Annotated in this window: 11 protein-coding genes; 2 read left to right on the top strand and 9 right to left on the bottom strand. The window is 73.0% G+C overall.

From position 1 onward, the window contains the following. Positions 1-68 precede the first annotated feature (68 nt). Both OG494_RS44300 and OG494_RS44295 read right to left on the bottom strand, forming a co-directional pair. Complete coding sequence (locus OG494_RS44300; RefSeq protein WP_328449193.1) at positions 69-1,604, bottom strand: amino acid permease; 1,536 nt, start codon at positions 1,602-1,604, stop codon at positions 69-71. A 91-nt stretch (positions 1,605-1,695) separates the two neighbouring features. After that, on the bottom strand, positions 1,696-2,613 hold the full coding sequence (locus OG494_RS44295) for a cation diffusion facilitator family transporter (protein WP_328449192.1): 918 nt from the start codon (positions 2,611-2,613) through the stop codon (positions 1,696-1,698). Positions 2,614-2,862: 249 nt separating this feature from the next. Here OG494_RS44295 and OG494_RS44290 point away from each other — a divergent pair, with 249 nt between their 5' ends. Further along, positions 2,863-5,814, top strand: a complete 2,952-nt coding sequence (locus OG494_RS44290; protein WP_328449190.1) for an AfsR/SARP family transcriptional regulator — start codon at positions 2,863-2,865, stop codon at positions 5,812-5,814. 855 nt (positions 5,815-6,669) lie between these two features. Here the strand turns inward: OG494_RS44290 and manA are convergent. From manA to OG494_RS44265, 5 genes are all read right to left on the bottom strand, one after another. Beyond that, positions 6,670-7,893, bottom strand: coding sequence for a mannose-6-phosphate isomerase, class I (gene manA, locus OG494_RS44285; protein WP_328459207.1), 1,224 nt, complete (start codon positions 7,891-7,893; stop codon positions 6,670-6,672). Positions 7,894-7,947: 54 nt separating this feature from the next. Beyond that, complete coding sequence (locus tag OG494_RS44280; RefSeq protein ID WP_328449188.1) at positions 7,948-9,042, bottom strand: hypothetical protein; 1,095 nt, start codon at positions 9,040-9,042, stop codon at positions 7,948-7,950. After that, positions 9,026-9,250 carry a Trm112 family protein gene (locus tag OG494_RS44275; RefSeq protein WP_323323309.1) on the bottom strand — a complete coding sequence of 75 codons (225 nt, stop codon included), beginning with the start codon at positions 9,248-9,250 and terminating at the stop codon, positions 9,026-9,028. Before OG494_RS44275 ends, OG494_RS44280 begins: the two co-directional genes overlap by 17 nt. 88 nt (positions 9,251-9,338) lie before the next feature. Further along, positions 9,339-10,694: a phosphomannomutase/phosphoglucomutase gene (locus OG494_RS44270; RefSeq protein ID WP_328449185.1), complete on the bottom strand. Its 1,356-nt coding sequence runs from the start codon at positions 10,692-10,694 to the stop codon at positions 9,339-9,341. An 80-nt stretch (positions 10,695-10,774) separates the two neighbouring features. Beyond that, positions 10,775-11,131, bottom strand: a complete 357-nt coding sequence (locus OG494_RS44265) for a DUF3499 domain-containing protein (protein ID WP_328449183.1) — start codon at positions 11,129-11,131, stop codon at positions 10,775-10,777. Between the two features lie 79 nt (positions 11,132-11,210). Here OG494_RS44265 and OG494_RS44260 point away from each other — a divergent pair, with 79 nt between their 5' ends. After that, a complete protein-coding gene (locus OG494_RS44260) occupies positions 11,211-11,675 on the top strand; it encodes a metallopeptidase family protein (protein WP_328449181.1) in 465 nt (154 codons plus the stop codon). Between the two features lie 57 nt (positions 11,676-11,732). On the opposite strand, the gene OG494_RS44255 is transcribed toward OG494_RS44260, so the two are convergent. Continuing rightward, positions 11,733-15,029: a glycosyltransferase family 2 protein gene (locus OG494_RS44255; protein ID WP_328449179.1), complete on the bottom strand. Its 3,297-nt coding sequence runs from the start codon at positions 15,027-15,029 to the stop codon at positions 11,733-11,735. A 133-nt stretch (positions 15,030-15,162) separates the two neighbouring features. Next, complete coding sequence (locus OG494_RS44250) at positions 15,163-15,450, bottom strand: WhiB family transcriptional regulator (RefSeq protein WP_247063648.1); 288 nt, start codon at positions 15,448-15,450, stop codon at positions 15,163-15,165. Between the last annotated feature and the right edge of the window lie 281 nt (positions 15,451-15,731).

Genomic DNA, 15,731 nt, shown 5'->3' with positions numbered 1-15,731 from the left:
GTCCACAAAAAACCCCGCCGACCTGCGGGAAGCAGGTCGGCGGGGGGTGCCACGAAAGAGTGGGTGAATCAGCCCTCGGGTGCCTTGGCCGGCGATTCGACATCTTCGACGCCGTCGGCCTGACGCTTGCCGAGCAGCGAGTGCCGGCGGCTGTAGGCGAAGTAGAGGATCACGCCGATCACCATCCACACGACGAACCGCAGCCAGGTCAGCACGGTCAGGTTCAGCATCAGCCAGACGCAGGCCACGATGGCCAGGATCGGGATGAGCGGCACCAGCGGCACCTTGAAGGCGCGGGGCAGGTCCGGCCGCGTCCGGCGCAGGATCAGCACGCCCGCCGAGACCAGCACGAACGCGAAGAGCGTGCCGACGTTGACCATCTCTTCAAGCTTGTCCGCCGGGAAGAACGTCGCCGCCAGGGCGACCAGGCCGCCGACGATCAGCGTCGCGCGCTTCGGCGTCCCCTGCCCGCCGGTCTTCGCCAGGCCACGCGGCATCAGGCCGTCGCGGGACATGGCGTAGATGATCCGGACCTGGCCGAGCATCAGGACCATGACGACGGTGGTCAGGCCGGCCAGCGCGCCGAAGGAGATGATGTTGGCCGCCCAGTCGACGCCGTTGGCGGAGAACGCCGTCGCGAGCGTCTTGTGGCTGCCGTCGCCCGCCGAGGTGGCCAGGTCCTTGTAGGACGTCATGCCGACGACCACGAGCGACACGGCGACGTACAGCACCGTGACGATGATCAGCGAGCCGAAGATGCCGCGCGGCACGGACTTCTGCGGGTTCTTCGTCTCCTCGGCGGTGGTCGCCACGATGTCGAACCCGATGAACGCGAAGAACACCAGCGAGGCGCCGGCCAGCAGGCCGAACACGCCGTACGAGCTGCTCGCGCCGCCCGCGATCAGCGAGAAGAGCGACTGGTCGACGCCGGTCTCGCCGGAGCCTCCGGTCGAGCCCGGCGGGATGTAGGGCGAGTAGTTGGCGCCCTTGATGTAGAAGATGCCGAGGATGATCACGAACAGCACCACGGCGACCTTGATGCCGGTGATCACCATCGAGACCCGCGAAGACAGCTTGGTGCCGACGGCCAGCAGCGTCGTCAGGAGCGCGACGACGACCAGCGCGCCCCAGTCGATCGTGACGCTGCCGATGTCGAACGTCGTCTTCGCGCCCTTGCCGAACAGGTAGCTCAGCACGGTTTCGAGGTAGACCGACCAGCCCTTGGACACGGCGGCGGCGCCGACGGCGAGCTCCAGGATCAGGTCCCAGCCGATGATCCACGCCATGAACTCGCCGAACGTGGCGTAGGAGAACGTGTACGCGCTGCCCGCGACCGGCACGGTCGAGGCGAACTCGGCGTAGCACAGCGCCGCCAGCGCGCACGCGATCGCGGCGAACACGAACGCCAGCGAGACCGACGGGCCGGCGTAGTCACCGGCCGCGCGCGCGGTGAGCGTGAAGATGCCCGCGCCGATGACGACCGCCACCCCGAAGACCGTGAGGTCCCAGGCGCTCAGGTTCCGCCGGAGCTTGGTGTCCGGTTCGTCGGTGTCCTTAATGGACTGTTCGATCGATTTAGTGCGCCACAATCCCGTTCCGGGCACCGTTGACCTCCTACGGCTGGCCTGCGAGTTTCGCCGTAGGTCACCCTAACGGGTCAGGCGCGGGTCGGCTTGCCGGAACGCGCGTAGCCGATCACCGGGCGAGGCTGCGGTCCAGGTCCGGCTCGAGGTAGATGAGCTTCGCGACCGGCACCTTCGAGCGCACGCGGGCCTCGGCGTCGTCGATGGCCGTGGCCACCGCGGCGGTGTCGAGGCCGGGCACCAGCGCCAGCTTCGCCGCGACCAGCAGCTCGTCCGGGCCGAGGTACTGGGTGCGGATGTGGATGACGCGCTCGACCTTGCCCGCGGCCAGCTCGTCGACGATCGTCGCGAGGACCGCCGGGTTCGCGCCTTCGCCGATGAGGAGGCTCTTCATCTCGACGATCAGGATGATCGCGATGACGCCCAGCAGCAGGCCGATCCCGAGGGTGCCGACGCCGTCCCAGACCGGATCGCCGGTGACCACCGACAGCCCGACACCGAGCAGCGCGAGGACGAGTCCGAGCAGCGCGCCGGCGTCCTCCAGCAGGACGACCGGGAGCTCCGGCTCCTTGGCCTGGCGGATGAAGCCCCACCAGCTGACGTCGCCCTTGATCTTCTTCGACTCGCCGACGGCGGTGTAGAAGCTGTAGCCCTCGAGACCCACCGCGACGACCAGGATGATCACGGCGACGATCGGCGACTCCAGCGGCTCCGGCGCGCCGATCTTGTGGATGCCTTCGTAGATCGCGAACGCCGAGCCGAGGGTGAAGAGCATCAGCGCGACGATGAAGGAGTAGAAGTACCGGTCGCGGCCGTAGCCGAACGGGTGCTCCTTGTCCGCCGCGCGCCTCGACGTCTTCTGGCCGAGCAGCAGCAGGCCCTGGTTCGTGGTGTCGGCCAGCGAGTGCACCGACTCCGCCAGCATCGACGACGACCCGGTGACGAGGAAGCCGACGAACTTCGCGGCCGCGATCCCGGCGTTGGCTCCGAGCGCGGCGATGATCGCCTTGGTTCCGCCTCCAGCTGACACGACCGCTCCCCTGGTAGGTCCTGAATGTCCGGGTGGAGCGTAATCGGAGCGGTTCCGGTGGGTCCCCACCGGCCGGGATTTCGATCAGGCAATGGCGGCGGCCGGCTTCGGCGGACGCCGACGACTGCGCGCGGACAGCCGTGGACACCACAGGCCTGGGCAGAACTCCCGTCACGCGCAAACGCGCCCGGTTTTGTCGGTGCCCTCCGCTACCGTGGCCCTCCCTGCTCGCCCGTCCAGGAAGGTGCCATGGCGTACTTCGCCGTGCTCGGCGCGCTTGCGATCGAAAGCCCGCCGGGCCAGTGGCCCGTGCTGCGCGGAGACCGGCAGCGCACGCTGCTGGCCGTGCTGCTGCTGAACGCCAACCAGCACGTCCACGTCGACGTGCTGGTCGAAGCCCTGTGGCCGGAGCGGCCGCCGAAGTCGTACACCTCGAACCTGCACACCTACCTCTCGCGGCTGCGCGAGCGGATCGACGGCCTGCGCGTCGAGCGCGGGCCGCTCGGGTACCGGCTGCGGGCCGAGCCGCACGAACTCGACCTGCTCGCGTTCCGGGCGGCCGCCGCCGAAGGGAAGCGGGCGGGGGACGCCGTCGCCGCGTCGCGGCACTACCGGCGGGCGCTCGCGTTGTGGCGGGGGCCGGTGCTGGCCGGGCTGCACGTGCCGCGGCTCGACGCCGACGTCGCGCGGCTGGAGTCCGAACGGCTCGCCGTCTTCGAGGACTGCGTCGACGCCGAGCTGACCGCCGGGCGGCACGGGGAGCTGACCGGCGAGCTGCCGGCGATGATCACCGAGCACCCGCTGCGCGAACGGCTGGCCGCGCAGCTGATGACCGCGCTGCACCGGGCCGGCCGGCAGGGTGATTCGCTCGAGATCTACCGGCGGCTGCGGACCACGTTGATCGAGGAGCTCGGCGTCGAACCGGGTGCGGAAGCCCGCCGGGTGCACGCGGCCGTGCTGCGCGGCGAAGATCCGGTGCCGCGGCTGCCCGCGCCGGTCTGGCCGGTGTGCCAGCTGCCGCCGGACACCGCGGACTTCACCGGCCGCGACACCGAACTGGCCGAACTCACCGGTGTGCTGGGCAGCGGTGACGGCGTCCCCGTCGCGGTGCTCAGCGGCGAACCGGGCGCGGGCAAGAGCACCCTGGCCGTGCGCGCCGCCCACCGGCTGCGGGCGCGGTTCCCGGACGGCCAGCTGTACGTCCCGTCCGGCCCGCGCGACCTCGGTGACGTCCTGGCCGACCTGCTGCGCGCGCTCGGCGTCACCGGCCCGGCCATCCCGGACGACGTCCACGCCCGCGCGGCGGTGTTCCGCGGCCGGCTCACCGACCGCCGCGTGCTCGTGGTGCTCGACGACGCCACCGACCCCGAGCACGTCCGCATGCTGCTGCCGGGCACGCCGGGCTGCGCCGTCCTGGTGACGAGCCGGCGCCGGCTCAGCGGCCTCGCGGGCGCGCACCGGCTGCCGCTCGGGCCGCTGCCGGACGCCGACGCGACACGCCTGCTGACCCGGCTCGCGGGCGACCGCGTGGCGCGCGAACCCGCCGACGCCGCGCGCATCATCGCGGCCTGCGACCACCTGCCGCTGGCCCTGCGGATCGCGGGCAGCAGGCTGGCCATCCGCCCGCACCTGCGGCTCGCCGGACTGGCCGACCGGCTCGAGGACGAGGTCCGCCGGCTCGACGAGCTGACGGTCAGCGACCTGGGCGTCCGCGGCAGCATCGCGCTGAGCTACGACGGCCTCCGCCCGCTCACGCGGCGCGCGTTCCGGCTGATCGGCCGCTGCGCCAACCTCGACCTGCCCGCCTGGGCGATCACCGCGCTGATCGACGACCCGGGGGCCGACGAAGCCGTCGAAGAGCTCGTCGAGGCCAGCCTGCTGGAGTCCGGCGGCCCGGACGAGACCGGCGAAGGCCGTTACCGGCTGCACGACCTCGTCCGCCTCTACGCGACCGAACTCGACGCGCCCGACGGCGGCGGCCTGCGCACGGTGCTGGCGGCGACGCTGGCCCTGGCCGACACGGCGGCGGCGCGGCTGCCCCGCACGGTGCCGATGCCGGCACTGGCGCGGGAAGCACCCGCGCAGCCCTTGCCACCCGAGCTCGTCGAGCGGCTGCTGGCGCGGCCGGAGCGCTGGTTCGCCGCCGAACGCGCGAACCTCCTGCTGCTCGTCGGCACGCTGTGCGGGCTGGGCCGCCGGCACGACGCGCTGCTCCTGCTCGACCGGCTCAGCGGATACCTGTATCTGCAGGGGCACTACGCCGACATGCGCGCGGGCTACGAGACGGTGCTGGCAGCCGCCGGCGAAGACGGCTCCCTGACGGCGATCGCCGAGGCCAACCTGACGTTGCTGCGCCACGCCCGCGGCCAGTACGAGGAGGCCGCGGCCGGGTACCGCGAGTGCGCGAAGAAGCTGGAGGAGCACGGCGATCGCCGCACTCACGCCTGGGTTTCGGCCAACCTGGCGCACTGCCTGATCGGGCTGGGCCGCGCGGAAGAGGCCCTGCACACGGCCGCGCACGCGCGCGAACTGTTCACTGTGGACGGTGACGCGGCCGAGCTGGGCCGGGTCCGAGCGGCGGAGTCGGCCGCCCTGCACCGGCTGGGCCGGGTCGGCGACGCCCTGCGCGTCGACGAGGAAGCCGTTGCGCTGGCCCGGAAATCCGGCGAGCCGCGACAGCTGGGGACCGCCCTGCACGGCGTCGCGTGGTCGCTTTTGCTCAGTGGGCAGCCGGCCGAGGCGGCGTCGGCGATCACGGAATCGGTGACGCTGCTGCGAACAACCCCGGCGAGGTCGGCACTGGCGAAGTCCCTGCGCACGCTGGGCGCGATCGAAGCGTTCCGAGGCGAACGACGGCGGTCGGTGGAGGCGTTCGAGGCGGCTCGCGACCTGGCCCGAGAGCTGGACGAACGACCGCGAGAACTGTCGTGCACCCGAGCGATCGCGGCCGCCTGGATCGGCGAAGGCCGTGCGGCACAGGCGATCCCGGTCCTGCGAGCGTGCCTCGACGAGTTCCGCGAAATGGGCGGCCGCCCCGCGACCAGCCTGACGTGGCTCGTCTTGCACCGCGCGTACGAGATGACCGGCGACCAGGCATCGGCGGCCGAAGCAGCCACGGAGGCCGCGGCCCTGACGGAGCCACGCGACGCCAGCGCGGCCACCCTGCGGCGAGCCCTGCTGGCGCTCACCGAGCCCGTGTAGCTGCCTCGGCTGCTTCACGCGCCGACGGCGGCCCGAAACGGGGTGGTGCCGCCCCCTCGCGACACCACCCCCCGCTAGGCGACCGCGGTCGCGCCTCCCCGCACGACCTCACCCGCCCCGACCTCGGCGGCAGCAGCCCAACCCGCACAGCGAACCGGGCCACCCGACCTCACTGGGCCGTTGCACCTGTACCTCCCCGCACGACACCGCCTCGGCGGCCTGCCTGCCCGGCCCGCGAGCCCGGCCCGCGCCACCTCAGCGGGCAACGCAGCCGCGCCTCCCCGCACGACCACAACCCGCCCTGTACGACACCACTCCGGCCGCACAACCCCGGCACCCGACCGCACGCCCACCGAAACCGGCGGGCACCATCCAAGCCAGACAGCCGACGCCGCACCTCCCCGTACGGCGCCACCTTGGGCGAGGCACTCCCGCAGCCACATCCCGTACGGCACCACCTCGGCGAGACAATCCCGACGCCCCACCTCCCCGCAGGGCGCCACCTCGGCAAGACACTCCAGCAGCCACGCCTCCCCGCGCGACTTGCGCCCTCGCGGCACCACCCGACCCCGCACTCCGCAGCCACGCCTCCCCAGCGTGACCACGCCCCTCCAGAACCGAGTGGCACCGTCCAGGTCGCCGACGCCGGGCATCAGACCGGCGTCACCCCCAGCAGCGTCCGCCGCCCCTTGCTCTCGCTCTTCCTCCCCGGAAATCGACAGCACGAGGCTCCAGGACCACCCCTCGGACCGATACTGGCGAACCCCGCCACACGGAACGCACACAGAACACCCGGCCGCCCGCGCACGAAAAAGCCACCAGGAGCAGGCGCTCCTGGTGGCTTTCAAGCAGGGGTCAGCAGGTTCCCGCCGTCGCGCGGAAGAGCTGGGCGCCGGTCCTGTCGAGCGGGCGGATCTTCACCGGCGGGTCGGCGGCCGGCAGCCAGACCGACTGGCCTCGGCGCAGCTCCACCTTCTCGCCGTCGTCCGCCGTCACCAGCAGGTCGCCCGCCGTGCACAGCAGGATCTGCGGGCCGATGCTGTCGACCGTCACTTCGTCGTCCTGACCCGAAGTCCACTCGACGCGCGAGAGCTCGAACTCCGGCGCGTCCGTGTGGTAGATCGCCATCCGGTCGCCCGCGTCGCCGCATTGGACCGGCATCTCGCCGCACGCGAAGTCGACCACTCGCAGCAGCTCCGGGACGTCCACGTGCTTCGGCGTCAGGCCGCAGCGCAGGATGTTGTCCGAGTTCGCCAGGATCTCCACGGCCGTGCCGTTCAGGTACAGGTGCAGGTTGCCGGCCGGCAGGTAGATCGCCTCGCCCGCGCGCAGCGTCAGGCGGTTCAGCAGCAGCGCCGCCAGCACGCCCGCGTCGCGCGGGTGGGTCTCGCCCAGCTCCAGGATCGTCCGGCACTCGACCGCGAACTCGCCGTGCTCGCGCAGGTGCCGGACGCACGAGTCCAGCACCTCCGGCAGCAGCGCGTCGAGCGACGACTGCGGCAGCGTGATCCACGTCGTGAACAGCGCCCGCAGGCCCGACGGGTCCAGTTGCGCCTCGAGCAGCCCGGTGTACTTCGCCAGCCCCGGCGTCTCGATCGCCTTCAGCAGCTTGACCGTGCGCTCCGGCTCGCGGAACCCGGCCAGCGCGTGGAACTCCGTCAGCGCGCAGACGAGCTCCGGCTTCGCCGTCGGGTCCGGATAGTTGCGGTTCGGCGCGTCCCGCGGGATGCCCAGCTTCTCCTCGCGGGCGTGCCCCTCCGCGGCCTGCGCCGCCGACGGGTGCGCCTGCATCGACAGCGGCTCCTCCGCGGCGAGGATCTTCAGCAGGAACGGCAGCCGCCCGCCCCACCGCTTCGCGCAGCGCTCGCCGAGCTGGTTCAGCGGGTCGGCTTCGACCAGCTCCAGCAGGCTCCGCTCGGTCCCGTCGGGACCGATGACGTGCGACGGGTCGCCCGGGTGGGCTCCCATCCACAGCTCGGCCTCGGGGTGCGGCGCGGGGATCGGACGGCCCAGCAGCTCGGGGATCGCCGTCCGCGATCCCCAGGCGTAGGGCCGCACCGCGTTGCGCAGCAGCTCCACTGTCACCTCAACTCCACTCCTTCGGCACCGGCCCGGGCCGGTGCTCGGCGGGTCTCACGCCGTCACGGGCTCGAAGCGGCCCGCGCCGCCGATGCTGCCCGCCGCCAGCCCGAGATAGACCGCCGCCAGTTCGAACCGCAGCGCCAGCACCGCGGCCCGCACGATTTCGTCCGCCTCGAACTCCTCGGCCGGGGCGATGACGTCCGCACCCGGCAGCAGATCCTCGGCCTGGAAGCGTGCCGCGTCCGTGGCCGGACCGGTACGCACCGAGAGAAGCAGCACCCGGGTGAGGATGTCACCTGATGGATCGTCCGGATCGGCGAAGATGTCACGCTCCGCGCCACTCGATTGCGCCGCCCGCCGCAATGCGGGGCGCGCCAGAGCCTGACGGAAATCCTCGACGTCACAGACGGTAGCAGCGTGCGCCGCGAACGCGTGCGCAGCGTGTTCACCGACGGCGACGGCGACCGGGTCCAGCCCCCACAGGAGCGGCACGCGGTCGGCGACCCGCAACGCGAGCGCTTTGGCCGGGTTCGCGAACGAGTCGCGGGCCAGGTAGTCCTTTTCGGCTTCCAGGTCGAGCTGGTCGGCCAGCACCTGGACGTCGGCGACCAGCAGGCCCAGCGCGTTCGCGGTGAGCAGCCCGGCGGCCAGGCCGCGCGGGAACGCCAGCTCCGGCGGCACCGGGATCCGCGGCGCCAGCAGCACGCCCTTGCCCGCCACGGCGGCGGCCACCGGGCCTTCCGCCGGCGCGGAGAGCACCACCGACGCGCCGAAGCGCGCGGCCCGCTCCAGCGACGCGGCGAGTTCGCGGTCACCGGCGTCGTCGGTGTGCGCGAAGACGACGTCGAGCGCGCCGATCCAGCTCGGCACCACCTCGGCGACGACCACCGGCACCGGGCACGCCGGCGCCAGCAGCGCCGCCAGCAGCCGCGTGAGCGTCCGGCTCACGCCCGGCCGGTCGATCAGCACGACGGCACGCGGCCGGCCCACGTCGAGCCGGTCGGCCAGGCCCAGCTCGGCCGCAAGCTCGGTGGTCGCCCGCACCTGGGCGCCCGCCATCGCGGCGGCGCGGAGCAACCCCGCACTGTCGGCCTCGGCCAGGCGCGCGGGGTCGTCGAGCAGCGTGTCGTCAAGCACCGTCGGCATCGGACGCTTCGCTTTCAGCGGGGCCGCCGGTGGCTTCGTCGAGCAGCAGCACCGGGATCCCGTCGCGGACCGGGTACACCCGGCCGCACTCGGTACAGGTCAGGGCGTCGGCCTCCGGGTCGCCCGGCGTCCCGGGACGCAGCGGGGCGTGATCGGGCGACGGGCACGCCAGGATCTCGAGGAGCTGGGCGTCGAGCGTGAGGGCCATGGTTCCTCCATACCACGCGATGAGGTGGGGAGAAGAGCACAGTTTCGGACACAGTTCGGTCCGGACGGCCCTTCTCCCCCGGGACGGGTCAGCTGCGGATGATCGCGAGGACGTCTTCCACCAGGGCCTGCACCGCCTCGGCGTTGGCGGCCTCGACGTTCAGCCGCAGCAGCGGCTCGGTGTTCGACGGGCGCAGGTTGAACCACGCGCCGCCCGGCAGCTGCACGGTGAGACCGTCCAGTTCGTCGATCTCGACCCCGGACTTGCCGCCGAACGCGTCCTTGACGGCCATCATCTTGGCGACCTGGTCGTCCACCGTGGAGTTGATCTCCCCCGACGCCGCGTAGCGCGAGTACGCGCTGGTCAGGTCGGACAGCGGGCCGTCCTGCTCGCCGAGCGCGGCGAGCACGTGCAGCGCCGCCAGCATGCCGGTGTCGGCGCGCCAGAAGTCGCGGAAGTAGTAGTGCGCCGAGTGCTCGCCGCCGAAGATCGCGCCGGTGCGGGCCATCTCGGCCTTGATGAAGGAGTGCCCGACCCGGGTGCGGACCGGCTTGCCGCCGTGCTCGGCGACGATCTCCGGCACACCCTTGGACGTGATCAGGTTGTGGATGACCGTGCCGCCCGGGTCCTTGGCCAGCTCGCGCACGGCGACCAGCGCCGTGATCGCGCTCGGCGAAACCGGCTCGCCGCGCTCGTCGACGATGAAGCAGCGGTCGGCGTCGCCGTCGAAGGCCACGCCCGCGTCCGCGCCGACCTCGCGCACCTTCGCCTGCAGGTCGACGATGTTCGCCGGGTCCAGCGGGTTGGCCTCGTGGTTCGGGAAGCTGCCGTCGAGCTCGAAGTACATCGGCACGACGTCGATCGGCAGCCCGTCGAAGACGGTCGGGACGGTGTGCCCGCCCATGCCGTTGCCGGCGTCGACCACGATCTTCAGCGGCCGGTTGCCGGACAGGTCGACGAGGTTGCGCAGGTAGGCGGCGTAGTCGGCGAGGACGTCGCGCTCCGAGACGGTGCCGCGCTGGCCCTCGAAGCCGGGCACGCCCTGCTCGACGGTGTCGCGGATCTCGGCGAGCCCGGTGTCCTGGCCGACCGGCGACGCGCCCGCGCGGCACATCTTGATGCCGTTGTACTTGGCCGGGTTGTGGCTGGCCGTGAACATCGCGCCCGGCAGGTTCAGCGAACCCGACGCGAAGTACAGCTGGTCGGTGCTCGCCAGGCCGATGCTGACGACGTCGAGGCCCTGCGAAGTGACTCCCTCGGCGAAGGCCGCGGACAGCCCCGGCGACGAGTCGCGCATGTCGTGGCCGATCACCACCGCGGGGGCCTCGGGCTTGATGAGCAGCGCGAACGCGGCACCGAAGTCGCGGACGAGGTCCGCGTCGAGCTGCTCGCCGACCACGCCGCGAATGTCGTAGGCCTTCACGATGCCCGAAAGGTCTGGCACGCCGTCTCCCCGCGAATAGTCGTCCCGGCGCCCGCTGCGCCGCGCGGAAAGCCTACCGGCGCCGGAGGTGGGTTACGCGTTCAGGCGCGGCCGGGCAGGACCCGGAGGTGGCCGCGGCGCCCGGAGGGGCCTTCGGGCTCGGGGGCCGGCGGCGCGGGCTTGTCGGACCGGCCGGCCTCGCGCACGGCCTCGGCCAGCGCGGTCAGCTCGTCGGCCGACGGGTCCGGAGCGGCGAACGCGCCTTCGTGCCGGACGACTTCCCAGCCCTTGGGGACGGTCAGCCGCAGCGCGTGGGCTTCGCAGAGGTCGTACGAGTGGGGCTCGGAGGCGGTGGCCAGAGGGCCGACGACGGCGGTGGAGTCGCTGTAGGCATACGTCAGCGTGGCCACAGCCGGCTCGAGACAGCCGGTACGCGAACACTTCCGTACGCTCCGCACGATCGGAAACGATAGCGCGTCGCCGCAAGGACGTAGGAGCGACACGCGCTGAGACGCGCCGACCGCATAGACTTCCGGGGTGGCGACGGCTCGTGACTACCGACAGCGGCGGCGCCTGCGACGGGACCGGCACGGCCGGGGCCTGCGCGGGACGCTCTATCCGGCGACCCTGCCCGCCGCCGCGAGCCGCGCGGAGCGGTTCGACGCGCTGGTGCTCGACGCGCTGGAACCGATAGAAGCTCGCTGGCGCCACGAGCTGACGAAGCTGGACGTGGCGGTCGACGACGTGCCCGAAGTCCGCGAGAATGGCCACGCGCCCGCGGACGGCGTGCTGCACGACGGCGCGGTGCCGCTGTCGCGCCTGGTCCCGGCGGGGGTGGATCGCACGGGGATGCCCACGCGCGCCCGGATCGTGCTGTACCGGCGGCCGCTGGAGGCACGGGCGAAGGACCCGTCGGAGCTGGCCGAGCTGGTGCACGACGTGCTGGTGGAGCAGGTGGCGGGGTACCTCGGCGTGGAACCGGACGTCATCGAAGGCGAGTAGTCCGCTCGCGCTCGGCCCCACGCCCCGACAGGGCGTGGGGAGACTGGCGTCCCGGGCTCAGCGGCGGCGCCGGGCCGGGACCGCCGTCAGCAGGGTGAACAGCACCGCCGCCAGCTGGGCCAGCAGCAGCAGGTTCCGTTCCGTGCCCGGGTACTCCACCGTGACCTCCGACGTCGCCGGGGGCACCGAGACCGCCACCTGGTGGCCCCACGCCGGGACGATCGGGACCGGTTTGCCGCCCACCGAAGCCTTCCAGCCCGCTTCCTGCTCCGCCGCCAGCACCAGCAGGCGGCCGGTCGGGCCGTCCGAGACCCGGACGCGGACGTCCGGGAGGCCCGCTTGCACCGGGGCCACGCCCGGCGCGTTCCCGGGGGCGCCGCCGCCCGTGACCGCGGCCTTCGCCTGCTCCGGGGAGATCAGGATCACCTGACCCGCCGGTGACAACAGGCGGAGCACGCCACGGCCGTCGGAGGTCGGGGCCGCCACCGACACCATGTCCTTCGCCAGCGGTGGGTACGCCCGCGGGTCGGCGCCCGGCGGGAGCACCACGTACTCCACGCCCGCGGCCGCCGCCGCCGCGAACGTCCGCTGGACCGCCGCCGCGTCGCCCTGGCCGAGGTCGCGGCGCCACGTCGCGAGCCGGGCCGGGGTGCCGGGCGTGGGTGCCAGGTCGTCGTCGCCGTAGTGGGGCAGGCGGCCGCCGGTCTGGCGGGTCGCGTCGGGCGTGAGGTCGAGCACCGACCGGCCGGACGCGCCCAGCTCCGCCGTCACCTCCGGCGCCAGTGAAGGACGCTCGCCGGCGCGAAGGGGTCCCTGCCCGCCGACGACCACCGCGCCGGCGGCCAGCGCGAGGAACACCACGACACCGGCGATCGCGGACACCTTCGGCAGCCACGTCGACGGCACCCCGGCCGAACCGCCGCGCTGCCACGAACCGAGCACGACCCACAGCAGCCCCGCGCCGACGATCAGCAGCGGCACCCCCGCGTAACCGTGCGCCGCCGCGCCGCCCTGCATCGGGGTCGCCGTGACGAGCCGGACCAGCACCAGGCCACCGGCGCCCAGGACCCCCAGCGCGAGCCCGCCCGCGGCGAGCTTCGTCGGCCGGACGACGAGCGCCACCAGCGCCGCCGCGATCACCGCGACGCCGATCGGCCACGCGCCGGGCCCGCCCGGGGCGAGCCCGGCCAGGTCCGTGCCGGACACCGGCGACGCCGCGCCGCCCAAGCCCTGGACGAGCAGTTCCGGGTGTTTCAGCAGCACCGTCGGCCACGGCAGCAGCAGCGCCAGCGGCAGCAGCACGACGATCCCGACCGACGCGATCCGCCGCGCCAGCCCGGTCGGCGCCGGCAGCACCACGAACCCGATCAGCAGCCCGGCGAGCGCGAGCCCGTGCGCCAGCGGCGAGAACGCGCCGAGCAGCGCGACGCCGAACGCCGAGAGCGCCGACACGTGCAGCCACCGGGTGTCCGCGCGGACCAGCAGCCCGGCGATGCCCGCCGCGACGAGCGGCAGCACCAGGTGCACCACGACGACGTCGAGCCGGCCCTGCGCCACCGCCGCCGTGGCGGCCGGCAGCAGCGCGTACGTCGCGGCGACGACCGCGCGAACCCACCGGCGCACGCGAAGCCGCCGGGTCGCCACGTACGCGCTCAGCGCCGCGAGCGGGATGTCCCCGAGCAGCAGGACGGCGACGAGCGCGGCCGGGCCGCCGATCGGCGCGAACACCGCGCCGATCGTGCCCAGCACCGGGACCGTCGCCGAGGCGGGCGCGCCGGTGCCGCCCGCGATCGCGTGCCACGGCGTGAGGTACGACGTCCAGAGCTCACCGAGGCCGCCGACCGGGAGCAGCTTGCCCCCGAACAGGTCGAGCCCGAGCCGGGCGCGGTTGACGAACAGCCCCAGCGCCGTCATCACGACCAGGAGCACCACCGGCGGCGCGAAGATCGTCGCGCCGAGCACACGACGGCGGTTCACCTCGACGAAGACGATCTCGGGCTCGGGCGCCGGAGCAGCTTCTTCAGCGAGATCGGTGGCTTCCGAAGTTTCCGTGGTTTCCGGTTCCGGCGCCACGGTTTCCGGCAGCGTGACGGCGACGAGCGTGCCCGGCCGCCGCAGCCCCGACCCGCGTGAGCTGACCCCGCGCAGCGCGCCGGCGGGCAGCGCGTCCGGCCCGACCGGACGGTTCTCGCGCGCGTCGAGCGCTTCCGGCGTCACCCACGCGGACTCGGTTTCGACGGTTTCGGGGACCGTCCCGAGCGCGACGTCGTTCTCCACGCCGCGGCGCACGAGGCCGACGACCCCGGCGCGGACGGCGTTGCGCAGCCGCGTCCCGCGTCCGGTGAAGAGACCGCGAACCGTGCCGGGCCGCGGATTCCGCCGCCGGTGCGCCCGGGCGGCACGCAATCCGCCGCGTCCACGGAGGAGGTACGCGGCGGCCGCGAACTCCGCCCGCGCCTCGCCGGTGCGGCGCAGCAGGACGAAGGCCAGCGCGCGCAGCACCGAGAGCAGCGGGAGCCGGATCATCCCCAGCCAGAAGGAAAACGTCGAGCAGTTCACCAGGAACACCCGCAGCCCGTGGGCGCGGTTCGCGGCCGCGAGCGACGTGGGCACGGCGTCGGCGGGCCGCTGCCCGGTGGTGACGGCGCGCGCGTGCCGCACCCGCGCGGCCGGGACCGACAGGACCAGCCCACCGGCCGCGTTCGCGCGCCAGCCGAAGTCGAGATCTTCGCGCAGCAACGGGAAATCCGGGTCGAACCCGCCGAGGGCGTCCCACGCGTCGCGGCGCACGAGCGAGCCCGCGCTGGGCACGGCGAGCACCTCGGCCGGGTCGTCGCCGGTCGCGGCGACCTGCTGCCGGTGCCCGGACGCGTCGGTCGACAGGCCGGCTTCGACGATCAGCCGCGGGTCCGTCCAATCGAGCCCGAGCGCGCCCAGCACGGTCGCGGACGGTTGCGCCGTCGCGACTTTCAGGAGTTCGTCGAGGCAGTCGGGTTCGGGCGCGCAGTCGTCGTGCAGCAGCCAGAGCCACGCGCCCGGGTCGCCCCAGCGCTCGGTGGCGTGCTCGACGGCTTCCGCCACCGCGGCGGCGAAGCCGGTTTCACTCGAAAGCGTGATGATCCCGGAGAGCACCGGCGTCGCGTCGGGATCACTGCCGGGGTCGGCCGCTTCGGCCAGCAGACGCGGGGTCGCGTCGGTGGATCCGGTGTCCACGGCGAGCACGTGCCGGGGCCGGAGAGTGCTGCGGCGCAACGAAGAAAGCGCCAGCGGCAGCCAGTTTTCGCCGTTGTGACAGACCACAATGGCCAGAACGGGCGCGGTGCGCAGGGCGGGCGGCGCGGCGGTGCGGGGCAACAAACGCTCCAGATCAGGCGATGGATCGGTGCGGCCACCCTACGGCCCCGGTCCGTCACCCGATGGTGAACCCACGCCGCGTGTTCACCACGTGGAATCACCGGTGACGCCACGCATCACCGGTGATCTCCCCTCAAACTGCGCGTTTCTTCAGCTTCCGGCGCTCCCGCTCGGACAGACCGCCCCAGATGCCGAAGCGTTCGTCCTTGGCCAGCGCGTACTCAAGGCACTCGTCCTTGACCTCGCAACCCAGGCAGATCCGCTTGGCTTCGCGGGTGGAGCCGCCCTTCTCGGGGAAGAACGCCTCCGGGTCCGTCTGCGCGCACAGAGCGCGTTCTTGCCAGTCCTGCTCTTCCTCGGTGGCATCGATGAGCTCGGTGAGATCTCCCAGAGCCTGCTCCGGGATCTCGCCCCAACTCATGACGTGCCCCCATTCCTTACCATCGGCTTCCAACCGCACGTCCGCCTCCTCGCTCCCTAGCACTCCCCAGGCTGGCGGTGGTGAAACGACACTCGCCGTCCCCTCGACGACGAATGACATCACTGTGATTACACCCGTGTAGTGCGGTCAGGTCAAGCGGAGTAGCGAGTTCGGGGGACCCTTCGGCCCGATCGCGCAAGGGGACACGCCGGTAACTTCACACCGGGCATACGGAAGACTGGAAGCGTGCAGAAGTCAGCGACGCGCCCCAGCCCGGTCTT

This window comes from Amycolatopsis sp. NBC_00438 (assembly GCF_036026695.1).
Lineage (GTDB): Bacteria > Actinomycetota > Actinomycetes > Mycobacteriales > Pseudonocardiaceae > Amycolatopsis.
The sequence above is the reverse complement of the archived record's forward strand: the minus strand, read 5'-3'. Positions and strand labels throughout refer to the sequence as shown.